The sequence below is a fragment of the Curtobacterium sp. ER1/6 genome, from assembly GCF_001742745.1.
GTDB classification, from domain to species: domain Bacteria; phylum Actinomycetota; class Actinomycetes; order Actinomycetales; family Microbacteriaceae; genus Curtobacterium; species Curtobacterium citri.
This window is the reverse complement of sequence record NZ_MJAK01000013.1, coordinates 1-21763: the sequence shown is the minus strand read 5'-3', so window position 1 is coordinate 21763 and position 21763 is coordinate 1. Positions and strand designations below refer to the sequence as shown.

Below are 21763 nucleotides of genomic sequence, written 5' to 3'. Positions count from 1 at the left end.
ACCCGCGTCCCGCGAGGACGCGCGGGTCAGCTGTGGCTCAGTGACCCCGGCCCGCCATCGCCTCGAGGATCTGCTGGTGCGTCCCGTCCCGCTCGGCCCAGCGCAGCGGCTGCACGTTCTCCACGAGGATCTCCGGCGCGGCACCGGCCTCGAGCAACCCCACGACCTCGTCGGTGAAGGCGTCGAGCGGCATCCCGCCGAAGTCCGCACCGCCCATCAGGTCGGTCTGCACCGCCGGCGGCGCGAGCTCCAGCACCTCGACGGAGCTCCCGACGAGCTGCTGGCGGAGCGCCTGCGTGTACGAGTGCACGCCGGCCTTCGTCGCGCTGTAGGTGGGGGTGGCGGTGAGCGGGACGAACGCCAGCCCGGACGAGACCGTGATGAGGGTCGCCGCCGGACGGCTCAGCAGGTGGGGGAGGAAGGCGTCGATGAGCAGGATCGTGCCCACCAGGTTCGTCTGCACGGTCTCGAGCGCGTCCGAGACGTGGCCCGGGTCGCGGAGGTCCTCGTTGCGCATGATCCCGGACATCGTGACCACGGTGTCGAGCTCCGGGTACCGGGCGATCACGTCGGTGGCAGCGGCTGCGATCGAGTCGGCGTCGGCGACGTCGATCGTGACGGTGCCGAAGCCGTGCTCCGCGGCGAGCGCGTCGAGGCGGTCCTGGCGGCGCCCGCCGATGACGACGGTGCTGCCCGCTGCCTGCAGGCGCTGTGCGAGGGCGAGCCCGAGGCCCGAGGTCGCGCCGGAGATGAAGACGGTGCTGTTCGTGGTGTCCATGCCGTCGACGATGCTCCCCGGACACCGGTGTCGCCAGGACGCGGTCATCGGGGGACCGCCGATCCCTGGCTCCGACCGGTCCGGACGGGCACGATGGTCGGGTGGACCGCCCCGCCCTCGCCGACTTCCTCCGCCGCCGCCGCGAACTCCTGCGCCCGGAGGACGTCGGGCTCGGCAGCGGGGCACGTCGCCGGACGCCGGGTCTGCGCCGTGAGGAGGTCGCCGCGCTCGCCGGCATGAGCGTCGACTACTACACGCGGCTCGAGCAGCAGCGCGGGCCGCAGCCGTCCGAGCAGATGGTCGCCGCCATCGCGCGGGCGCTCCGCTGCAGCCTCGACGAGCGGGACCACGTCTTCCACCTCGCCGGGCACACCGCGCCGGTCCGGATGCACCGCGCCGACCACGTCGACCCGGCGATCCTGCGGGTGCTCGACCGGCTCGAGGACACCCCGGCGATCGTCGTGAGCCACCTCGGCGAGACCCTCGTCGAGAACCGGCTCGCCCGTGCCCTGCTCGGCACGTCGGTCGACCTGCCGGGGAATGAGCGCTACCAGGCGTGGCGGTGGTTCGTGGCGGGGACGGAGCAGGCGAAGTACGCGCCCGAGCAGCACGAGCGGCTCGGACGGGTGGTCGTCGCCTCGCTCCGGGCCGCGGTCGGTCTCACCGGGCCGGGAGACCGTCGGGCGACCGCGCTCGTCGACGCGCTGCAGCAGCGGAGCCCGGAGTTCCGGGAGCTGTGGGAGCGCCACGAGGTGTCCACGCGGTGGTCCGACAACAAGACCATCGTGCAGCCCGAGCTCGGCCGCATCACCGTCGACTGCCAGGTGCTCCACACCGACGACCAGGCGCAGGCCCTCCTGCTCTTCACCGCGCCTCCCGGCAGCGAGGACGCGCAGAAGCTCGAGCTGCTCGGCGTCCTCGGCACGCAGCAGTTCGGCGCCGAGGCACCGGCGCGCTGACCCGCGCCCGGCCGAGCGTCAGCCGGCAGCAGCGCCCCGCGCCCGCAGCGCCTCGACGAGTGCGTCGGGGTCGTTGCACCGGAACCGGAGCGACCGTGCCCCGCGGATCGTGACCTGCACTCCGGGACCACCGTCGAGCAACACCGCGGTGCCGCCGGGGACGAGCCGGATGCCCAGTCCGCCGGAGTTGCCGCCCGTCACGTGCACGACCTCGGCCGAGGTGATCCGTTCCGGGGCGATGCGCCGCCGGTACCACCACGGGCGGACACGGACCTCGAGGACCTCGTCGACACGGACCGTCATCCGCATCAGCACCGAGCCGACGCCGAGCGCGACCGTGACGGCGAGCGTGACCACCAGGACGCCGACGTCCGACGCCGTCGGCGGCTGGTCCTGCCACCCTGCCGGCACCGCGAGCACGAGCGCCGCGATGCCGACGGCGGTCGCGATCACGGCCCACCCGACGACGGTCAGCGTGCGGCCGGGCCGGAGGGTCTCCTCGTGCACGGGGTGGGACATGCGTTCCACCCTCGCACACCGCTCCGCGCAACCCCACGTCACACACCTGGCACCCCCAGGGTCACCGTGCCTAGGGTGGCCGGGTGACAACTCCGCGCGTGTACGTCATCCACGAGAACCCCGAGTGGTTCCCGCCGTTCGCCGCTGCCTTCGAGGCGGAGGGCGTGCCGGTCGAGGAACTCCTGCTCACCGACGGCGGCGCCCTGGGCAGCATCGATCTCGGCGCCGAGCCGGCCCCGGGCGTCTACTGGTCGCGCATGTCGGCGAGCTCCCACACCCGCGGCAACGAGCACAGCAAGGAGTACGCCCGCGCGCTGCTCGGCTGGCTCGAGCGCTCCGGTGCGACGGTCGTCAACGGCAGCCACGTGCTCGAGCTCGAGGTGTCGAAGGTCGCCCAGCACGGGCTCCTCCGCGACGCCGGCTTCGACGTGCCCCGCACGACCGCGGTCTTCGGGTCGGCGGCCCTGCGGGACGCCGCGCGGACCTTCACGGACGGGCAGGACGTCCCGTTCATCACGAAGCACAACCAGGGCGGCAAGGGCCTCGGCGTCCGCCGCTTCGACACCCTCGCCGAGTTCGACGCCTACGTCGACAGCCCCGAGTTCGAGGCCCCGGTCGACGGCATCACGCTGCTCCAGGAGCTGCTGACCGCCCGCGAGCCGTTCATCACCCGCGCCGAGTTCGTCGGCGGCGAGTTCGTCTACGCGGTCCGCGTCGACACGAGCGCCGGCAGCTTCGAGCTCTGCCCCGCCGACGCGTGCGAAGTCCCGCAGACCATCGCGGGCGCCGTCTGCGACGTGCCCGGTGCGGAAGCGCCCGGCGCACCGGCCGCCTTCAGCATCCGCGACGAGGTCACCGCCGAGCACCCGCTCGTGCAGCAGCTCCGCACGTTCCTCGCCGACCAGCGCATCCAGGTCGCCGGCGTCGAGTTCATGGAGACCACCGACGGCCGCACGGTCGTCTACGACGTGAACACGAACACGAACTACAACCCCGCCGTCGAGGCGGCTGCGCCGGTCTCCGGCCCGCGCGCGATCGCGCGCTTCACGGGCGCGCTCCTCGAGCAGGCCTACGCCGCGTCGGCGACCACGGTCTGAGACGACACCACCCACCGGCCGGGAGGCGCGGGGCGGGCCCGCCCCGCGCCTCCCGGCCGTCACGACACACCTGAGGAACCACTCGTGCGATTCGGATACTGGACCCCGCTCTTCGGCGGCTGGCTGCGCAACGTCGAGGACGAGGACATGCCCGTCACCTTCGACTACGTGAAGCGGCTGGCGCAGCGTGCCGAGCGGATCGGCTTCGACCTGACGCTCGTGCCGGAGCTCAACCTCAACGACATCAAGGGGACGGCCGCGCCGAGCCTCGAGGCGTGGGCGCTCGCGGCCGCGCTGGCCGCGACGACCGAGCGGCTCGAGATCATGGCCGCGATGCGTCCGGGCTACCACCTGCCGGCGGTGACGGCGAAGCAGGCCGCGACGATCGACGAGATCTCCTGTGGTCGGTTCACCTTCAACGTGGTGAGCGCGTGGTGGGCGGAGGAGGCCCGTCAGTACGGCGGCATCTTCTCCGAGCACGACGACCGCTACGCGCGGACCGAGGAGTTCGTCGCGATCCTCAAGGGCCTGTGGTCCGAGACGCCGTTCTCGTTCACGGGCGAGTACTACGACGTGCAGAACACGCACCTCGAGCCGAAGCCGCGCGTCACGCCGCGCATCTACGCCGGCGGCGAGAGCGAGGCGGGCAAGAGCTCGATCACCCGCTTCGCCGACGCGTACCTTACGCACGGCGGCACGGTCGACGAGCTCCGCACGAAGATCGACGAGATGAAGCGCCGTCGTGAGGACGCCGGCGCCGCCCCCTTCGAGGCCTTCGGCATGGCCGCGTACGTGATCGTCCGTGAGACGGAGGAGGAGGCGCAGGCCGAGCTGGCCCGCATCACCGACGTGCGGCACGGCAAGGCGTACGAGTCGTACCAGGACTTCATCTCGAAGTCACAGCTCGAGCACGTGCCGTCGCTCGAGGACTACTCGGTGTCGAACCGCGGTCTGCGCCCCGGGTTCGTCGGCACGCCGCAGCAGGTCGCCGACCGCATCCGGGAGTTCGAGGACGCCGGGGTCGACACGCTCCTGCTGCAGTTCTCGCCGCAGGCCGAGGAGATGGAGCGTTTCGGCGAGCAGGTCATCCCGCTGGTGCGGCCGTCCGCCGGGGCCTCCGTCGGCGCGTCCGAGTCTGCCGAGCCGGTCGCCTGATGGCCGCCGAGGACGACTGGGCGTTCGAGACCCGGCAGATCCGCGCGGGCTACAAGGCCGATCCGGGCTTCGGCGCGAACGTGCCGCCGATCGCGCAGAGCGCGGCCTACGTCTACCCGTCGGGGGAGGACGCCGCGGCGCGGTTCATGCTCGACGCCCCGGGGCACACGTACACGCGCGTGAACAACCCGTCGGCGGCCGCGCTCGAGCGGCGCATCGCGGACCTCGAGGGGGGCGTCGGGGCGCTCGCGCTCGCGTCCGGGCAGGCGGCGACGTCGCTCGCCGTCCTCGGTGTCGCCCGTGCCGGTGACCACGTCGTGGCGTCGGCGTCGTTGTACGGCGCGACCTACACGCTCTTCGCGTCGACGCTGCGCGACCTCGGCATCACGTTCACGTTCGTGCAGGAGCCGACGGACCTCGACGCGTGGCGCGCCGCGGTGCGTCCGGAGACGCGGGCCTTCTTCGGGGAGTCGATCCCGAACCCGCGCGGCGACGTGCTCGACTTCGCGGGGGTCGCCGGTGTGGCGCACGAGGCCGGCGTCCCGCTCATCGTCGACAACACCATCGCGACGCCGTACCTCGTCCGGCCGTTCGAGCACGGCGCGGACATCGTCGTGCACTCGGCGACGAAGTACCTCGCCGGGCACGGCAGCGCCATCGCGGGCGTCATCGTCGACAGCGGCAACTTCGACTGGGCCGCGCACCCGGAGAAGTACCCGCAGCTGACGAGCGTCGAGCACTCCGGGTTCGCCGGCACCGACTTCGCGGCGAAGTTCGGTCGGCGCGCGTTCATCCAGCGCACCCGCTCGAAGCTGTCCGCCGACCTCGGTCCCGCGATCGCGCCGTTCAACGCCTTCCTGGTGCTGCAGGGCATCCAGACCCTGTCGCTCCGCATGGACCGGCACGTGTCGAACGCCGCGACGGTGGCGACGTGGCTCGACGCCCACGAGCAGGTGCAGCACGTGCACTACGCGGGGCTGCCGTCCTCGCCGTGGCACCACCTGCAGCAGCGGTACGTGCCGAAGGGCCCGTCGGCGGTGCTCGCGTTCGACCTGGCCGGCGGCGTCGAGGCCGGTCGGCGCTTCGTCGCGGCGCTCGAGCTGTTCGACCACGTGTCGAACCTCGGCGACGTGCGGTCCCTCGTCGTGCACCCCGCATCGACGACGCACGTGCAGATGACCCCGGAGGAGCGTGCCGCGGCCGGCGTCGGCGAGGGGCTCATCCGCCTGTCGATCGGCCTCGAGCACGTCGACGACATCCTCGCCGACCTCGCCCGGGGGTTCGCGGCCGCCGCACGGTCGGGCGCCTGACCCGGCGCGGACCCGTCGCGGGGAGGACCCGGCCGCGGGGAGGATAGGTTGGGGGCATGACCTCGCTGGCCGCACCGACCCGCGTGCGGGTGCGCGCTCCCGGCAAGATCAACGTGTACCTGTCGGTCGGCGCGCTGCAGGACGACGGCTACCACGACGTCGCCACGGCCTACCAGGCGGTGTCCCTGTACGAGGACGTCACCGCCGAGCCGGCCGACGACTTCTCGGTGCGCTTCACCGGCCCGATCGACACGACCGCGGTGCCGACGGACGGCTCCAACCTCGCGATCCGGGCCGCCCGACTGGTGGCCGAGGCCGCTGGACACCGGGGTGGCGTCCGGCTCACGATCGACAAGCAGGTGCCCGTCGCCGGCGGCATGGGCGGCGGATCCGCCGACGCCGCCGCGACCCTGCTCGCGTGCGACACGCTCTGGGGCACGGCGCTCGGCCGCGACGAACTCCTGCGGCTGGCCGCCCGTCTCGGCGCCGACGTCCCGTTCGCCTTCGCGGGCGGGACCGCGGTCGGCACCGGGCGGGGCGACGAGCTCAGCCCGGCCCTGGCGAAGGGGGAGTTCCACTGGGTGCTCGCGCTGAGCGATTCCGGGCTCTCGACCCCGGCGGTCTACCGGGCCCTCGACGAGCACCGGGAGCGGTACCGTGCGGACATCCGGCCCGCGCCGACGACCCCGGTGGTCGAGGCGAACGTGCTGCAGGCCCTGCGCGCCGGTGGCCCCGACCTGCTCGCGGACTGCCTGCACAACGACCTGCAGGCACCGGCGATGCGGCTGCAGCCGGCCCTGGCGACCACGCTCGAGGTCGGTGAGAAGGCCGGGGCACTCGCCGGGCTCGTCTCCGGCAGCGGACCGACGGTGGCGTTCCTGGTCGCCGACCGCGACGCCGCCCTGGAGCTCCAGGTCGAGCTCAGCGCGGCCGGACTCGTGGCTCTCCGGGCGACCGGCCCGGTGCACGGCGCACGCGTCGTGCACTGACCGGCGGGGCGGTCAGCGCTCCGGTCGTGGCGCGGTCAGCCGCGGACGTACTCCGTGATGACGACGCGGCCGGTCTTCCAGTGCTGCTCCGCGTGGAACCCGTTCTCGGCGAGGACGGAGGCGGTCTCGGGCTGGATGTTGCGCGCCTTCGGCGTCCCGCCGACGAACCACACCGTGTCGATGTCGCCGAGCCGGGCGGGGATCGTGGTCGCGAGGTCGCCGTTCTGGTTCCACAGCACGCCGGACTCGGCGCCGTCCTTCCGGACCCCGAGGTCGGTCAGCCCGGTGAACGCCCAGGGGTAGGACACCCGGATGATCTCGGCGGTCGTGCCGGGGTGCCCGTAGACGCTGCCGAAGACGACACCGCCGTTCGCACCCGGGGTCGCGCTCCGCTCGGCCTCGATGATCGACGCGGCGTTCGCCCACGTCGAGTCCTGCTTCGAGCGGGGGGTCTTCACGTCAATGGCACTCGGCACGCTGATCACGAGGAACACGGCCAGTGCCACCGCCAGGACCGCCCGTGGTCGCACGAGCGTGATCGCGAGGGCGATGAGGAGTGCGACGAACGGCAGGCTGAGCGACGCGTACTTCGGTGAGTACAGGTGCTCGCCGAGCGCGGTGGCACCGACGAGCGCGGCGGTCGGCAGCAGGGCGAGGGGCAGGGCGACGCGGACGGCCTGGGCGCGCAGGACCGCGCGCACCGAGGGGGAGCGACGGTGCGCGGCCGCCAGGCCCACGACGGACCCGGTGACCAGCAGTGCCCAAGCCACCGCGGCGTAGGAGTCGATGCCGCCGAACCACGACGTGGCGAAGACCTGCGGGAAGGTCCGCTCGCTGATGCCGGTGATCCACCCGACCTGCTTCGACTGCGAGACGACGACGAGCACGAGCGGGGAGACCACCACAGCTGCGGCGCCGGCGGCGACCACCCAGCGGACGAGCACGGCGCGCGGGAGGACCGGAGCCCGTCCGTCCGTTCGCGACCGCTGCGCCAGGAGCGTCCAGCCGAGGGTCACCGCGTGCGCGACGACCGCCAGCGAGAGGTACACGTTGAACGTGACGGAGAGTGCGGCGATCAGCCCGTAGGCGACCCACCAGCGTCGGCCGGAGCCCGTCCGGGTCCGCCGGACGGCCGTGATCCCGACGAGGGTCAGGCAGACGGCCAGCGTGGTGATCGTGGCGTAGGGACGGCCCTCAGACCCGGCCCACTGCACGCGGGGCAACGCCAGGAACACGAGCCCGGCGGTGATCCCCAGCCGACGCCCGCCGAGGCGCCGACCGAGGGCGACGACCAGTCCGGCCGCGACGCCGATCGCCAGGGCGCTCGGGAAGCGGAGGGTGAACGGCGTGTACCCCACGAGCCAGAACCAGGCGTGGATCAGCGCGTAGTAGAGACCGTGCACCGCGTCGACGGTGTGGAGCTCGGCCCACAGCTGGGGCCAGCTCCGCTGCGCGCTCGTGACCGTGGCGGCCTCGTCGTACCAGAGCGAGGGGACCCAGGCGAAGAGGGCACCCGTGACCACGCCGAGCGCGCCGATCGTGAGCTCCGGCGTCCGCACGGCGGCGATCCGGGCCGCGGCGGACGCGGACCGGAGGCGGGTGCGGACCGGCGTCGCGCCGGCCGAGGCGGGGACACGGATCGTCCCGGTCTGGGGTGCAGTCACGCCCGCGACGGTACCGCCCGGGGCTGGGCGGGGGCCCCGTGCCGAGCGGGTCCTCCGTGAGAGTTCGCGATGCCGTAGGGTCACGGACACCATGACGACACTCCGCATCCGCGACGCCGCTCGGTACCTCGGCGTCAGCGACGACACCGTCCGGCGACTGGTGGAGGCCGGCACCCTGCCGCGCGCCGAGGACCCCGCCGGCCGGACCGTGGTCGAGGGACGCGACCTGGCGGCGTACGTCCGCGGGCGCGACAGCGGGCTCGACGACCCGTCCGGCGTCCGCAGCTCGGCGCGCAACCGCTTCGTCGGCATCGTCACCGACCTGGTCGTCGAGGGGGTCGTCGCCCAGGTCGAGCTGCAGGCGGGACCGAACCGGGTGGTGTCGCTCATGACGGCCGAGGCGGTCCGGGACCTCGGGCTCGAGGTCGGCTCGGTCGCGGTGGCGTCGGTCAAGGCCACCATGGTGACCGTCGAGGTCCCCGAGTCGCCCGAGCGCGCGAAGTGACCGCCGACGCTCCCGACCAGGCGTCGCTCGACGCCCGTCGCCGCACGACCTCCCGCACGGCCGCGCTCGACGGCGCCGGGCAGCGCGCCCTCGACGCCCTCGCCACGGCACGGGTGCTCGTCGTCGGCGCCGGCGGACTCGGGGCGCCCGTGCTGACCTACCTGGCCGGCGCGGGACTCGGGCGCGTCACGATCGTCGACCACGACGTCGTCGACACCTCCAACCTCGCGCGGCAGACCCTCTTCTCGGCCGCCGACGTCGGTCGGCAGAAGGCCGTCTGCGCCGCCGAGCGGGTCCGCGGCGTCGACCCGGTCGTCGAGGTCGTCGCGCTGGCCGAACGCTTCCGGCCCGAGCACGTCGCCGGGCACGACGTCGTGGTCGACGCGGCGGACAGCGTCGAGGTCACCCGCGCCGTGTCGGACGCCTGCGCCGCCGCGGGGGTGCCGTTCGTGTGGGGGACGGCGCTCGGCTACGACGGGCAGGTCTCGGTCTTCCACGACGCGGCCGTGGAGCCGGTGGACTTCCACGACCTGCACCCCGAGGCGCTGCCCGACGAGGGCTCCTGCGCCGCGGACGGTGTGCTGCCGGCGCTCTGCGGGGCGGTCGGATCGGTGATGGCGGCCCAGGTGACCGCGCTCGTCGCCGGCCTGGGCGAGCCGCTGCTCGGCCGGGTGCTCACGGTGGACGCGCGCCGGTGGCGGTGGACCGAGAGTCCGCTGCGGCGCGGACCGGGATCGGTGCGTCCGGCGCTGCCGACCCTCGCCGAACCGCCCCGCATCGCCCCGGCGGAGCTCGCGCGGCGGATGCGGGAGGACGGCGACCGCGTGGTCCTCGTCGACGTCCGCACCGACGAGGAACGCGCGACCGGTGTCGTGCCGGGGTCCCGCACCCCGGACGCGCTCGATGCGGGGGACGGCAGCGCCGAGCTCGTCGTCGTCTGCGCGTCGGGTGTCCGCGCCACCGCCTGGGCCCGGACCGCCGCTGCCGCACGCCCGAGCGGGGCCGCCCCGGTCGTCGTGCTCGACGGGGGCATCACCGCCTGGCGACGCGAGGGACTCCCGACGGAGCAGTGACCGCAGGTGCGGCTACGATGAGCACGTGAAGCCGCTGGTGCGTTCCGCAACCCTCGCCCTCGTCCTGGTCGCCGGACTGGCACTGACCGCCTGCTCGACCGGATCGCCCTCCGGAGGAACGGCCGCGAGCGGCACCGGTTCGCCGAGCAGCAGCGCGTCCGGGGCCGCGCCGACCGGCACGATCACCGTGTTCGCGGCGGCGTCGCTCCAGCGCACCTTCACGGAGCTCGGGACGCAGTACGAGCAGGACCACGCGGGCACGACGGTCCGGTTCTCGTTCGCGGGCTCGAGCGACCTCGTCTCCCAGATCACGAACGGCGCACCCGCCGACGTGTTCGCGTCCGCGGACGAGGCGAACATGGCGAAGCTCTCGACGACGGACCTCGCCAGCGGGTGGCCGCGGGACTTCGCCACGAACACGCTCGAGATCGCGGTCGCACCGGGCAACCCGGAACACATCCGCGGGCTGCGGGACCTGACCGCGAGCGGCGTGCAGGTCGTGACGTGCGCGGCCCCCGTGCCGTGCGGTGCGGCCACGGCGAAGGTCGAGCAGGCAGCCGGTGTCGAACTCCGCCCGGTGAGCGAGGAGCAGTCCGTGACCGACGTGCTCGGCAAGGTGGAGTCGGGCGAGGCGGACGCCGGCCTGGTGTACGTCACCGACGTCGAGGGGGCCGGCGGCGGGGTCGACGGCGTCCCCTTCGCCGAGTCCGCGAAGGCCGTGAACACGTACCCGATCGGTGTCCTGAAGGAGTCGACGAACCCGGAGCTCGCGGCGTCCTTCGCGGCGTACGTCCGCTCCGACGCCGGACGGAAGGTCCTCGCCGACGCGGGGTTCGGCGCCCCCTGACGATGCCCGCCCCGCTCACGACAGGGCGCACCCCGACCCGGGGCACCGCGCCACGGCGCACCCCGACCCCGCGCACCCCGGTGCCGTGGTGGCTGCCCGTGCCGGCCGTGGTCGGCGGCCTGTTCGTCGTCGTGCCCGTGCTCGCGATGGTCGGCCGCGTCGACTGGTCGTCCTTCGTCGCACTCGTGACCGCGCCCGCCTCGACCACCGCGCTCGGGCTGAGCCTCGGCACCGCCGCCGCCGCGACGGGGGTGTCGTTCGTCCTCGGCTACCCGCTCGCCGTGCTCTTCGCCCGGTCGACCTCCCGCTGGGTGGGCGTGCTCCGTGCCCTCGTCCTGCTGCCGCTCGTGCTCCCGCCGGTCGTCGGGGGACTCGCGCTCCTGGCGGCCTTCGGACGGCTCGGCGTGCTCGGGGCGTTCCTCGACGAGCACGGTCTGCGCATCGCCTTCACGACCACGGCGGTCGTGATGGCGCAGGTGTTCGTCTCGATGCCCTTCCTGGTGTCGTCGATCGAGGGGTCGCTCCGCACCGGCGGGGGACGTGCCGAACGGGTCGCCGCGACGCTCGGCGCCGGTCCGACGCGGACCTTCCTCACCGTGACGACGCCGCGCGTGCTCCCCGGGATCACGTCGGGGCTGGTGCTCTGCGGCGCACGGGCCCTCGGCGAGTTCGGTGCCACGCTCACCTTCGCCGGCAGCCTGGAGGGCGTCACACGCACGCTCCCGCTCGAGGTGTACCTGCAGCGCGAGGTGGACCCGGACACGGCGGTCGCGCTCGCCCTCGTGCTGGTCGTGGTCGCCCTGGTCGTCATCGGCACGAGCACCCTGCGGAACCGGCCGGTGATCGCGTGAGCGGGGGCACGGGCGGCCTCGACGCCCACGTCGTCGTGCCGTCACGGGGCGTCGACGTCCGCCTGACCATCGGCCCGGCCGAGTGCGTCGCCCTGGTCGGCCCGAACGGGGCCGGCAAGTCGACGGTGGTCGAGGCCCTCGCGGGGCTCCTCGGCACCCGCGACGGCAGCGTCGTGCTGGCCGGCCGCGACCTCACCACGGTGCCCACGCACCGCCGACGCGTCGGCCTGGTCGCGCAGCGCCCCGACCTGTTCGCGCACCGGTCGGTCGCCGGCAACGTCGCCTTCGGTCCGCGGGCCACGGGTGCGAGCGGCCGGGAGGCGCGACTCCGGTCCGCCGCGGCCCTCGCCGCCGTCGGCGCGTCCGGTCTGGCCGACCGGTCGCCGGACACGCTGTCCGGCGGTCAGGCCCAGCGCGTCGCCGTCGCCCGGGCGCTCGCCACCGACCCGGCGCTCCTGCTCCTCGACGAACCGACCACGGCGCTCGACGTCGACGCCCGCGCCGAGGTCCGCGACGCCCTCCGCACCGCGCGGTCCGGCCGACCGACGCTCCTGGTGACGCACGACCCCCTCGAGGCCGTCGCGCTCGCCGACCGCATCGTCGTGCTGCAGGACGGCGGCGTCGTCGAGGAGGGCCCCACCGACACGGTCCTCCGACGACCGCGCACGCCGTTCTCCGCGTCCTTCTCGGGTCTGGTGCTCGTCCCGGGGACCGCCACCGCGACCGGGATCGCGCCCGACGGCGGGGGCGAGCTGCCGTCCGCGGCGCACACCGTGCCTCCCGGCCGGGCAGCCGTCGCCGCACTCCACCCGACGGCCGCCGTGATCAGCCGTGACGGTGCCGGGCTGGCGCGCGTCGTGACCGCGGTCGAGCCGCGGGACGGCCTCGTCCGGGTGCGCGCCGGCGACCTCGTGGTGGACGTGACCGTCGCGACCGCTGCCGGCGTCGGACTCGCGCCCGGCCTGCCGGTGCGCATCGCGGTCGACGCGGACGAGGTCAGCGTCTACGAGCCCGCCGGTGTGACGACCTAGCCCCCGGCGAAGGGCGGCATGACGTCGACGGTCGCGACGCCCGCCAGCGGCGTCGAGCGGTCACGGGTGGTCACGCCGTCCACCAGGTAGGAGCACCGCTCCTGCAGGGCCGTCCACCGGTCGGTGTCCGTGGCCGGGACGCGCTGCAGGGCGTCGTCGAGGGTCGCGGCGTCGACCGTGACCTCGTCCTGTCCGACGGCCGCCCGGGCCGCCGCGAAGAACCGCATCGTCGTCACCGTCATCCTCCGATCGCGCTCATGCCGCGGGCGGGGTGCACGATGCCGTCCGCGTCGTCGCCGTGGTCGCGGGGCTTCGCCCACATCGCCCGCCGCCAGGTGTCGAGCAGGACGTCGTCGTCGGCGCCGGCGCGCAGGGGTCCGAGCAGGTCGACCTCGTCGTCCGAGAACAGGCAGGAGCGCACGTGCCCCTCGGCCGTCAGGCGCGTGCGGGTGCAGTCGGCGCAGAACGACTCGGTGATGCTCGCGATGATGCCGACGGTGCCGAGCAGGGTGCCGTCGAGGGTGCTGACGCGGTAGCGCTCGGCCGGGGCGCCGTCCCGCGGTGCCTCGTCCGGCTCGAGCCGGAAGCGCTCGCCGAGCACGGCGCGGGTCTCCTCGGCCGTGACCATGGTCGCGCCGTCCCAGGCGTGGCCGGGGTCGAGCGGCATCTGCTCGATGAAGCGGAGCTCGTGGCCGCGCTCGAGGCACCAGGCGAGCAGGTCGACCGCCAGGTGGTCGTTGATCCCGCGGAGCAGGACGGCGTTCACCTTCACCCCGAGACCCGCGTCGGCCGCCGCGGCGATGCCCTCGAGCACGCGGTCGAGGAACGGGCGGCGGGTGACCTCGGCGAAGACGTCCGGGTCGACGGTGTCGAGCGAGACGTTCACGCGGCGGAGACCGGCGTCCGCCAGGGCCTGCGCCCGGTTCGCCAGGCCGATCGCGTTCGTGGTGATCGACAGCTCGACGTCGTGCGCGGAGCAGCGGCGGACGATGTCGACCAGGTCGGCGCGCAGGAGGGGTTCGCCGCCGGTGAAGCGGACCTTCCGGACGCCGAGCGTGTCCGCGGCGAGGCCGACCAGCCGCTCGATCTCGGCGGCGGTCATGAGCGCGTCCGAGGGGATCACCGGGAGGCCCTCGGCCGGCATGCAGTAGGTGCAGCGGAGGTTGCAGCGCTCGGTGAGCGACACCCGCAGGTCGACGGCGCGACGGGCGAAGCGGTCGACCAGCCCGGGGTCGTCCCCGGGTCGGGGAGGCAGGGCCGGCGACTCGCTGCGCACCCGGCGCAGCAGGCCGGTCGAGGGCAGGATCCGCGCCGTCATCCCGGTGATGCTACCCCGCGTCGACGCGGTCGCGGCTGCGGGGGTCCACGGACCGCCACCCGCGGGGGTCGAGTCGCCGTCCCCACCGGAGCCAGTCGTCGCGGCGGGTGCGGACGAGCGTGACCACGAGGATGACGAGCACCGCGGCCAGGAGCCACCAGCGGAAGGCCGGCGCCGACGGCCACACCCCGCGCAGGGCGATCGCGAGGTTCAGGGCCATCCACTCCCACCGGCCGGAGAGCACGACGAACGGGATGAGGAGCAGCGCGTACCAGGGGTAGCGCGGGGTGACGGCGAGGAACGTCACGCCGATCATGAACACCTCGGCGGACCAGGGGCGGGCCGGGTCCGCCAGGCGCCAGGACACCAGGGCGGCGAGGAGCACGATCAGCCCGACGACGACGGTCGCCGCGTCGCCCGTGACGACGGACGACACGAGGGCGAACCGGGAGCCGTCCTCGTAGCCCTCCTCGGACAGGTACCCCGGCAGGTACCCGAGCACCTTCGGGCCGGTGCTGATCACGTAGGGGACGTAGAGCAGGGCGAAGACGCCGATGCCGACCGGGACCGCCCACCAGTGCCGCCACCGGTTCAGGAGGGGTGGGTACACGATCGCGGGGATGAGCTTCGTCGCGGTCGCCGCCCCGAGGGCGATCCCGCCCCAGACCGGCCGGCCGAAGGCGACGAGCACGACGCCCGCGGTGGCGAGTGCGGCACCGACGACGTCGACGTGCGAGTTCGTGACCGCCTCGGACGCGACCAGGGGCGACCACGCCCAGAGCGCGGCCCACCAGGTGGGACGGCCGAGACGGCGCAGCACCATCACCAGGCCGACGGTGACGCCGAGCGACACGAGGAGCCCGGCGACCTGGAACGGCATGTACTGGGCGGTCGCGGGCACGAACGCCCGGACCCCGGCGAACCACAGCTGTGCCATCGGCGGGTAGATGGTGGTGACGTCGGGCCGGTTGATCGCCACGCAGTGCCCGTCGGCACCGTCGCCGAGGCCGCGCATCCGCGGTTCGAGGGGCTTGCACGTGCCGTCGATCTTGTCCGGGAAGAGCCAGTCCGGGCGCAGGTCGGCGAGCGCGTTCGACTGCGGTGTGTATGCGTACGGTGATGTACCGGCGTGCTGTACGATCCCGTCCCAGGCGTACCGGGCAGAGTCGGTGCTGGTGTTCGGCGGACCGACGAGCGCCGCGATCCCGACCACGACCGCACCGCCCAGGACGATCCGGGTCGTCCACCCACGGGGCACGAAGCGCAGCGCGACGACCGCCCCGGCGAAGACCGCCCAAGCGATCAGCGTCCAGGCAACGAATGGTGCACGATGACCGGCACGGAGGAACCCCAGATGCGTGATGCCGAAGGCGATGACGCCCGCCAGCGCCACCACGCCGACGACGGACAGGACGGTCGACACGACCGCGGTCGTCGGGACGGAGGCGGCGCGCGGTCGTCTGCTCATGGTTCCCCGAGGCTACCGATCGTGCGACGGGTCCTGCTGGACGCACGGGCGACCATGGCGTCCCCGAACCGGAACGCCCGGTCGGCCGTCGTCTGGGGTCGGCTGCTCGGCATCGCGTTCGTCGTCTGCTTCGGCACCGGCGTCTACAGCCACCTCCTGCAGGACCCGCTGCCCGGGATGCGCTTCCCGACGCGTCCGGCGCAGCTGTACCAGTTCACACAGGGCCTGCACATCACCGCGGGCATCGCGATCATCCCGCTGCTGCTCGCGAAGCTGAACGTCGTCATGCCCGCGCTGGCGCAGGTCCCGCCCGTGCGCGGGGTGCTCCACCTGCTCGAGCGGCTGTCGATCGCCGTGCTCGTGTCGGCGTCGATCGTGCAGGTCGGCACCGGGCTGCTCAACACGTACCAGTGGTACCCGTTCCCGTTCCCGTTCCGGCAGACCCACAACGCGATGGCGTACGTCATCATCGGGTCGCTCGTCGTGCACATCGCGTCGAAGCTGCCCGTGATCACGCGCTACTGGCGGGCGCGGGACGCCTACGACGCCGAGGGGCGGTTCGTCGCGGACCCGACGGTGGGCAGCGAGCTGCTGCCGGACGGCCGGGAGGCCCGCCCCGCGGTGGGCGAGCGGGCCGCGGCCGCGCAGACGGCCGGCTCGTACCCCCGTGGCCTGACCGGCCGCCTGCTCCGGTGGGTGGACGGCCCGGCGGCGTCGGCTGCGTCGGCTGCGCCGGCTGCGCCGGCTGCGCCGGCTGCGCCGGCGGGCGCTCCCGAGCGCGAGACTCGCCCTGGCGGACAGGTTCGCGGTCCCGAGACCGCGAATCGGTCCGCGGAGCCGAGGCTCGCGGACGGTACCGGCGGGACGGGGGCGGGGCGTGCCTCCCGGCCGGAGCAGGCGGAGCCCGCGACCAGCGGGCCGCGCCAGCGGATCGCCCGACGCGGCTTCGTGGCGGCCGTCACCGCCGCGACCGTCGGGGTCGTCGCCCTGACTGCGGGGCAGTCGAACCGGCTGCTCGAACCGCTCAACGTGTTCGGGGCGCGGCAGCGGCACGTCGGTCCCCAGACCCTCCCGGTGAACCGGACCGCGCGCGCCGCCGGGGTCCTCGCGACCGCCACGGCCGCCGACTGGACGCTCACCGTCGTCGGGAAGGACGTCACGCGGACGTTCTCCCGCGCCGAGCTCGTCGCCCTCGGGACCGCGACCGCCGACCTGCCGATCTCGTGTGTCGAGGGTTGGAGCCAGACGGCCTCGTGGCGGGGCGTCCGGATGCGCGACCTGCTCGCCTCGGTGCAGGCGGAGCCGGAGACGCCGGTGCGGATCACGAGCCTCGAGCAGAGCGGCGGCTACCGCGTGACCGAGATGGGTGCGGAGTACGTCGCCGACCCGACGACGCTCCTGGCGCTCGAGGTGAACGGGCAGACGCTCGACCTGGACCACGGGTTCCCCGCCCGGGTGATCGCGCCCGGACGGCCCGGCGTGCTGCAGACGAAGTGGATCGGGAAGATCGAGGTGATCCGATGAGGGCCACGAGGATCGTGCTCGTCGTGCTGGGCGTGCTCGTCATGGCGTTCGGCGCGTACGTGCTCGTCACGACCGTCCGACCGAACCGCATCGGGGGGCTGGCGACGTGGCTGCTCGCCGCGGTCGTGCTGCACGACGCGGTGCTCTCGCCGTTCGTCGTCGCCGTCGGGCTCCTGCTGCGCCGGACGGGGCGGCGGCTCGGCGTGGGTGTCCTGGTCGTCGTGCAGGCCGCCGTGGTGCTCGGGAGCGTGCTCGCGCTCGTCGTCCTGCCCGAGATCGCCGCCAAGCACCACGGGCAGAAGAACCCCACCGTGCTGCCGTTCGACTACACGACGCGACTGCTCGTGGTCGAGGGGGTGCTGCTCGCCGTGGTGGTCGTCGCCCTCGTCGTCGGTGTGGTCCGCGCCCGGCGGTCCCCTCGACCACTGGTTGCAGCGACAACCAATGGGTAGCATGAGCGCATGACCGACGAGACGCTGTGGCTCACCCGCGACCAACTGCGGGCGTGGATGAAGCTCGTCGCCGTCATGGAGCTCCTGCCCGCGGCACTCGACCAGCAGCTGCAGCGCGACGCCGACCTCACGCACTTCGACTACATGGTGGTCGCCATGCTGTCCGAGACGGACGGGCGGACCCTGCGGATGTCGGCGCTCGCCGCCGCCACGAACGCGTCCCTGCCGCGGCTGTCGCACGTGGTGTCGCGCCTCGAGAAGCGTGGGCTCGTCACGCGCTGCCCGTCCGTGGACGACCGCCGCGCCACCGACGTCCGGCTGACCGACGCCGGGTACGACGCCATCGTCGCCGCGGCACCGGACCACGTCCGCACCGCTCGCCGCTTCGTCATCGACGCGCTCGACGACGACCAGGTCGGGCAGCTCGACGGCATCACCCGTGCGCTGCTCGAGCGACTCGACCCCGAGGGGCGCTTCGCCGCGCTCACCTACCCGCGGGAGGAGGACGACCCGGCGCTGTGCGAGGCACGGCTGACGGGTGCGGAGGCCGGGGCCGCCGGTGCCGGGTCGGCGGGCGGCGCCGCGGCGGACCCGACGGGGGTGCTGTTCCGCGAGGTGACCGCCAGCGACACCGCGCTGCTGCGGCACGCGACACTCGCCGCGATGAACTGGCAGGCGCCGACCTTCACCGACGCCGAGCTCGACCGTCCGGACTTCGCCCACTACTTCGCCGACTTCGACCCGTCCCGCGACCACGGCGTCGTCGCGGTGGACGGCGACGGACCGGTCGGGGTCGCCTGGGTGCGCTTCCTGCCCGCCGACGACCAGGGCTACGGCTTCGTGTCCGAGGACGTCCCGGAGCTGACGCTCGCCGTCGAACCGCGCGGGCGGGGCCGCGGGATCGGCAGCGCGCTGCTGACCCGTCTGCTCGCCGCGGGGCGGACGGCGGACTGGGCCGGCGTGAGCCTCAGCGTCGAGGACGGCAACACCGGCGCGCGCATCCTCTACGAGCGCGTCGGCTTCCGGACCGTCGGGCGGAACGGCGACTCGGACACCATGCTCGTGCGCTTCCGACCCGCACCGGGTGGAGCGCTGGTACACCAGTAGGCTCGGCGCATGACCGACCGTGCCACGCCGTCCGACACGTACTCCTACCTCGGACCCGCCGGCACCTTCACCGAGGCGGCGCTCAAGCTCGTCGAGGCAGCGGCCGGCAAGCCGTGGCGCAGCGTCAACAACGTCGGCGAGGCGCTCGACGACGTCGTGAGCGGCCGCTCGGTCGGTGCGGTGATCGCGATCGAGAACAGCGTCGACGGCGGGGTCAGCGCGACCCAGGACGCCCTCGCCCGGATCCCCGGCGTGCGGATCGTGGGCGAGTACCTCGTGCCGGTGGACTTCGTGCTGGTCGCCCGGCACGGCACCGCGCTCGCCGACGTCCGGACCGTGAACGCGCACCCCGTGGCGTACGCGCAGACGCACCGGTGGCTCGAGCGGAACCTCCGCGGGCACGGGCACATCCCGGCGTCGTCGAACGTCGCGGCCGCGACCGCGCTCCTCGACGAGCACCCCGTCGCCGATGCCGCGGTCGCCCCGCCGGGCATCACCGACCACCACGACCTGGCGGTGCTCGCGTCGTCGATCGGGGACAACGCCTCGGCCGTGACCCGCTTCGTGCTCGTGTCCCGCACGCTCGCGATCCCGGAGCGCACGGGCGCGGACAAGACGAGCGTCATCGTCGAGCTGCCGAGCGAACACCCCGGCGCACTGGTCGACATGCTCGAGCAGTTCGCGACCCGGGGCATCAACATGGGACTGCTGTCGTCGCGCCCGATCGGTGACGAGCTCGGCCGCTACCGCTTCGTCATCGACCTCGACGGGCACGTGCGGGACGAGCGGGTGGCCGACGCACTGCTGGGCCTCCGGCGCTTCAGCCCGCGCGTGACGTTCCTCGGCTCGTACCCGCGGGCCGACGGCTTCCGCCCCGAGGTCTCCGCGCGCTACTCGGACGAGGCGTTCGTCGAGGCGCGCGACTGGCTCCGGGCGATCGTCTCCGGCGAGCCCGACCCGGCCTGACGCCCGCCCGACTTCTGGCGCACGTTCCGCAGAACGCAACGAAGGCGGTTCCTCGCAGCGGGATGACGCTGCGAGGAACCGCCTTCGTTGCGTGTTGCGAGGAAGGGACGACTCAGCTGTGCTCGGCCTCGACCCGGCGCGTCGCCCGCGTCTGGTCGTCGGGGCCGGCGACGCGCACGGTCAGACCGCCGGCGTCGATCCGTGCCCGGAACGCGACGACCTCGCCCACGGGGTCGCCGTCGATCTCGAACTCGTCCGGCCGCTCCAGGCGTGCGACGAACTCCTGGCCGCGGATGTAGCGCAGCGGGCGTTCCTCGCGAGCGGCGGTGGTGATGCGCTTGCCGACCGCGGTCTGGCCCATCTTCGAGCGGCGGAACGAGCGCAGGATCGCGTTCTCCCAGAGCATGCGGGCGGCGATCCGCACCCAGCCAAAGAAGCCGCGCGGCCGCATCACGACGATGTCGAACACGCCGTCGTCGATCTCGGCGTCGGGCAGCAGGGTCGCACCGGCCTGCAGCATGCCGCAGTTGCCGACGATCAGGGAGTGCGCGCGGACGGACTGGTTGCTCTCACCGTCGAGCTTGTACTTGAACTCGAACGCGTCGGCGTCGCGGAGGGACCGGACCAGCGAGTCGACGTAGGCGAGCCAGCCGACCTTCTTCTTGAGCTCCGGCTTGGTGTTCGCCAGCATCCGGGCGTCGAGCCCGAGGCCGGCCATCACGAGGAAGCCGTGCTGCTCGCGGTCGCCGGCCGCACGCTCGATCTCGAGCTCACCGAAGTCGATCGCCCGGTCCTCGCCGCGGAAGATCGTCCGGACGCTCGCGCCCAGGTCGTCGATCGGCGCGGGGATGTTGCGCGCGAGCAGGTTGCCCGTGCCGCTCGGCAGCAGGGCGAGCGTGGCGCCGGAGCCGTGCACGACCTCGGCGACCGCGCGGACGGTGCCGTCGCCTCCGGCCGCAGCGACGACGTCGGCCCCGGCCTCGAGCGCGGCCTCGGCCATCCCGCCGCCCGGGTCCTCCTCCGAGGTCTCGAACCAGAGCGTCTCGGCCCAGCCGGCCTCCTGCTCGTGCTTCGCGACGGTGCTCTTCAGGGTCTCCAGGTGCACCTTGACCGGGTTGTAGACGACGGCGGCCGTCCGTTGCTCGGTCGGGAGGGCGTCCTGGTCCGCGGGCGCGGTCTCCGATGGGGTCGACATGCCGCCGACGTTACCGATGTGCGCCTGCGAGGGGACGCCGTTCAGCGCCGGTCGTGCAGCGTCACCGGGTAGCCGTCCGGGTCGGCGAACGTGAACGTGCGGCCGAAGGGCCCGTCGAACGGCTCGGTGACGATCGTGTGGCCGTCCGCCACGAGTGCGTCGTGGACCGCCTGGACGTCGGTCGCGTGGAACCAGAGCGCGACGCCGAGCGCCGGCTGCCCGGCGGTCAGGTCGGTCCCGGGCACGAGGTCGCGGAGCGCGAACGCGATCGGCTCGGTCTGGAAGACGACGGCGTGCGGCGGGCCGGCGGGGGACCGGACGAGTCCGAGGTACCGCTCGTAGAACGCCTGCGAGGCGTCGAGGTCACGGACCTGCAGCGAGGTGAAGTCGATCCCGGTGGCGGGCATGGTGTGCTCCTTCATTCGGTGTCAGATGCCTGACACGAGGAGTATGTGTCAGAATCCTGACATGCGTCAAGAGCGGATCGACCTGGACAGCTCGGTCGGCTACGTCCTCAAGGAGGCCGCGAGCGCCCTGCGGCTCGCGATGGAGGACGCCCTCCGTCCGCTCGGCATGACGATCACGCACTACTCGTGCCTGGAACTCCTCGCGCAGCGTCCCGGTCTGTCCAACTCCGAGCTGGCCCGGGGCACCTTCGTGACCCGGCAGTCGATGAACACGCTCCTGCAGCAGCTCGAACGTGACGGCATCGTCAGCCGTCCGGCCACCGCGACCTCGGGCCGCGTCCTGCCGACGACCCTCACCGACGCCGGCCGACGGCAGCGCGAGCAGGCGAGTGCCGCCGTCCGCGAGGTCGAGCTGCGGATGACCCGGGACCTCGACGAGGCGGGCCGCGCAGCGGCCTTCCGCCTGCTCCGCGGGATGGTCGCCGCCCTGCGCGACCAGCCGCCGACGGACGCCACCGAATGACGGACGGGAGGCCCGTGGCGGGCCC

General features: G+C 73.7%; 23 protein-coding genes. 15 read left to right on the top strand and 8 right to left on the bottom strand.

Features of this window, described 5'->3' with window-relative positions:
- Positions 1 to 37 precede the first annotated feature (37 nt).
- Positions 38 to 778, bottom strand: coding sequence for an SDR family oxidoreductase (locus tag Cus16_RS14890; protein WP_069713477.1), 741 nt, complete (start codon positions 776 to 778; stop codon positions 38 to 40).
- A gap of 101 nt (positions 779 to 879) precedes the next feature.
- On the opposite strand from Cus16_RS14890, the gene Cus16_RS14885 reads away from it, so the two are divergent.
- Positions 880 to 1737 (top strand): helix-turn-helix transcriptional regulator, encoded by an 858-nt coding sequence (locus Cus16_RS14885; protein ID WP_069713448.1) that lies wholly within the window; start codon positions 880 to 882, stop codon positions 1735 to 1737.
- Between the two features lie 18 nt (positions 1738 to 1755).
- On the opposite strand, the gene Cus16_RS14880 is transcribed toward Cus16_RS14885, so the two are convergent.
- On the bottom strand, positions 1756 to 2256 hold the full coding sequence (locus Cus16_RS14880) for a hypothetical protein (protein WP_069713447.1): 501 nt from the start codon (positions 2254 to 2256) through the stop codon (positions 1756 to 1758).
- An 83-nt stretch (positions 2257 to 2339) separates the two neighbouring features.
- Here Cus16_RS14880 and Cus16_RS14875 point away from each other — a divergent pair, with 83 nt between their 5' ends.
- From Cus16_RS14875 to Cus16_RS14860, 4 genes are all read left to right on the top strand, one after another.
- Positions 2340 to 3353 carry a RimK family alpha-L-glutamate ligase gene (locus Cus16_RS14875; RefSeq protein WP_069713446.1) on the top strand — a complete coding sequence of 338 codons (1014 nt, stop codon included), beginning with the start codon at positions 2340 to 2342 and terminating at the stop codon, positions 3351 to 3353.
- Between the two features lie 84 nt (positions 3354 to 3437).
- Positions 3438 to 4508, top strand: a complete 1071-nt coding sequence (locus Cus16_RS14870) for an LLM class flavin-dependent oxidoreductase (RefSeq protein ID WP_069713445.1) — start codon at positions 3438 to 3440, stop codon at positions 4506 to 4508.
- Positions 4508 to 5818: an O-acetylhomoserine aminocarboxypropyltransferase/cysteine synthase family protein gene (locus Cus16_RS14865; RefSeq protein ID WP_069713444.1), complete on the top strand. Its 1311-nt coding sequence runs from the start codon at positions 4508 to 4510 to the stop codon at positions 5816 to 5818. Before Cus16_RS14870 ends, Cus16_RS14865 begins: the two co-directional genes overlap by 1 nt.
- A 56-nt stretch (positions 5819 to 5874) precedes the next feature.
- Positions 5875 to 6807: a 4-(cytidine 5'-diphospho)-2-C-methyl-D-erythritol kinase gene (locus Cus16_RS14860; RefSeq protein ID WP_069713443.1), complete on the top strand. Its 933-nt coding sequence runs from the start codon at positions 5875 to 5877 to the stop codon at positions 6805 to 6807.
- 35 nt (positions 6808 to 6842) lie between these two features.
- Here the strand turns inward: Cus16_RS14860 and Cus16_RS14855 are convergent, their stop codons facing one another.
- Positions 6843 to 8471 (bottom strand): glycosyltransferase family 39 protein, encoded by a 1629-nt coding sequence (locus Cus16_RS14855; protein ID WP_069713442.1) that lies wholly within the window; start codon positions 8469 to 8471, stop codon positions 6843 to 6845.
- 91 nt (positions 8472 to 8562) lie between these two features.
- Here Cus16_RS14855 and Cus16_RS14850 point away from each other — a divergent pair, with 91 nt between their 5' ends.
- The 5 genes from Cus16_RS14850 to Cus16_RS14830 are packed head-to-tail and all read left to right on the top strand — an operon-like array spanning position 8563 to position 12778.
- Positions 8563 to 8976: a molybdopterin-binding protein gene (locus Cus16_RS14850; protein WP_069713441.1), complete on the top strand. Its 414-nt coding sequence runs from the start codon at positions 8563 to 8565 to the stop codon at positions 8974 to 8976.
- Complete coding sequence (locus Cus16_RS14845; protein ID WP_069713440.1) at positions 8973 to 10049, top strand: ThiF family adenylyltransferase; 1077 nt, start codon at positions 8973 to 8975, stop codon at positions 10047 to 10049. Before Cus16_RS14850 ends, Cus16_RS14845 begins: the two co-directional genes overlap by 4 nt.
- Positions 10050 to 10074: 25 nt before the next feature.
- Positions 10075 to 10896, top strand: a complete 822-nt coding sequence (gene modA / locus Cus16_RS14840; RefSeq protein ID WP_141719012.1) for a molybdate ABC transporter substrate-binding protein — start codon at positions 10075 to 10077, stop codon at positions 10894 to 10896.
- A gap of 2 nt (positions 10897 to 10898) precedes the next feature.
- A complete protein-coding gene (locus Cus16_RS14835; protein ID WP_083264032.1) occupies positions 10899 to 11747 on the top strand; it encodes an ABC transporter permease in 849 nt (282 codons plus the stop codon).
- Positions 11744 to 12778, top strand: coding sequence for an ABC transporter ATP-binding protein (locus Cus16_RS14830; RefSeq protein WP_223246640.1), 1035 nt, complete (start codon positions 11744 to 11746; stop codon positions 12776 to 12778). The genes Cus16_RS14835 and Cus16_RS14830 overlap by 4 nt, the downstream gene beginning before the upstream one ends.
- Here the strand turns inward: Cus16_RS14830 and Cus16_RS14825 are convergent.
- From Cus16_RS14825 to Cus16_RS14815, 3 genes are read right to left on the bottom strand one after another with little or no spacing between them, the layout of a single operon-like run.
- Positions 12775 to 13005, bottom strand: coding sequence for a MoaD/ThiS family protein (locus Cus16_RS14825; RefSeq protein WP_223246645.1), 231 nt, complete (start codon positions 13003 to 13005; stop codon positions 12775 to 12777). The genes Cus16_RS14830 and Cus16_RS14825 overlap by 4 nt on opposite strands.
- 11 nt (positions 13006 to 13016) lie before the next feature.
- Positions 13017 to 14096, bottom strand: a complete 1080-nt coding sequence (moaA, locus tag Cus16_RS14820) for a GTP 3',8-cyclase MoaA (protein WP_083264031.1) — start codon at positions 14094 to 14096, stop codon at positions 13017 to 13019.
- A gap of 10 nt (positions 14097 to 14106) precedes the next feature.
- Positions 14107 to 15564 (bottom strand): glycosyltransferase family 87 protein, encoded by a 1458-nt coding sequence (locus tag Cus16_RS14815; protein ID WP_069713438.1) that lies wholly within the window; start codon positions 15562 to 15564, stop codon positions 14107 to 14109.
- A gap of 21 nt (positions 15565 to 15585) precedes the next feature.
- Here Cus16_RS14815 and Cus16_RS14810 point away from each other — a divergent pair, with 21 nt between their 5' ends.
- The 4 genes from Cus16_RS14810 to pheA are packed head-to-tail and all read left to right on the top strand — an operon-like array spanning position 15586 to position 19613.
- Positions 15586 to 17088, top strand: coding sequence for a molybdopterin-dependent oxidoreductase (locus Cus16_RS14810; RefSeq protein ID WP_223246639.1), 1503 nt, complete (start codon positions 15586 to 15588; stop codon positions 17086 to 17088).
- The gene (locus Cus16_RS14805) at positions 17085 to 17540 is read left to right on the top strand and encodes a hypothetical protein (RefSeq protein WP_069713437.1); all 456 of its coding nucleotides are present in this window, start codon (positions 17085 to 17087) and stop codon (positions 17538 to 17540) included. Before Cus16_RS14810 ends, Cus16_RS14805 begins: the two co-directional genes overlap by 4 nt.
- A 9-nt stretch (positions 17541 to 17549) precedes the next feature.
- The gene (locus tag Cus16_RS17085) at positions 17550 to 18647 is read left to right on the top strand and encodes a bifunctional helix-turn-helix transcriptional regulator/GNAT family N-acetyltransferase (RefSeq protein ID WP_083264029.1); all 1098 of its coding nucleotides are present in this window, start codon (positions 17550 to 17552) and stop codon (positions 18645 to 18647) included.
- Positions 18648 to 18656: 9 nt separating this feature from the next.
- Complete coding sequence (pheA, locus tag Cus16_RS14795) at positions 18657 to 19613, top strand: prephenate dehydratase (RefSeq protein ID WP_069713436.1); 957 nt, start codon at positions 18657 to 18659, stop codon at positions 19611 to 19613.
- 112 nt (positions 19614 to 19725) lie between these two features.
- On the opposite strand, the gene Cus16_RS14790 is transcribed toward pheA, so the two are convergent.
- Both Cus16_RS14790 and Cus16_RS14785 read right to left on the bottom strand, forming a co-directional pair.
- Positions 19726 to 20808, bottom strand: coding sequence for a diacylglycerol/lipid kinase family protein (locus tag Cus16_RS14790; RefSeq protein WP_083264028.1), 1083 nt, complete (start codon positions 20806 to 20808; stop codon positions 19726 to 19728).
- A gap of 41 nt (positions 20809 to 20849) precedes the next feature.
- Positions 20850 to 21215, bottom strand: a complete 366-nt coding sequence (locus Cus16_RS14785; RefSeq protein WP_069713470.1) for a VOC family protein — start codon at positions 21213 to 21215, stop codon at positions 20850 to 20852.
- A gap of 61 nt (positions 21216 to 21276) precedes the next feature.
- On the opposite strand from Cus16_RS14785, the gene Cus16_RS14780 reads away from it, so the two are divergent.
- On the top strand, positions 21277 to 21738 hold the full coding sequence (locus Cus16_RS14780) for a MarR family winged helix-turn-helix transcriptional regulator (protein ID WP_069713435.1): 462 nt from the start codon (positions 21277 to 21279) through the stop codon (positions 21736 to 21738).
- The last annotated feature ends 25 nt before the right edge of the window (positions 21739 to 21763 follow it).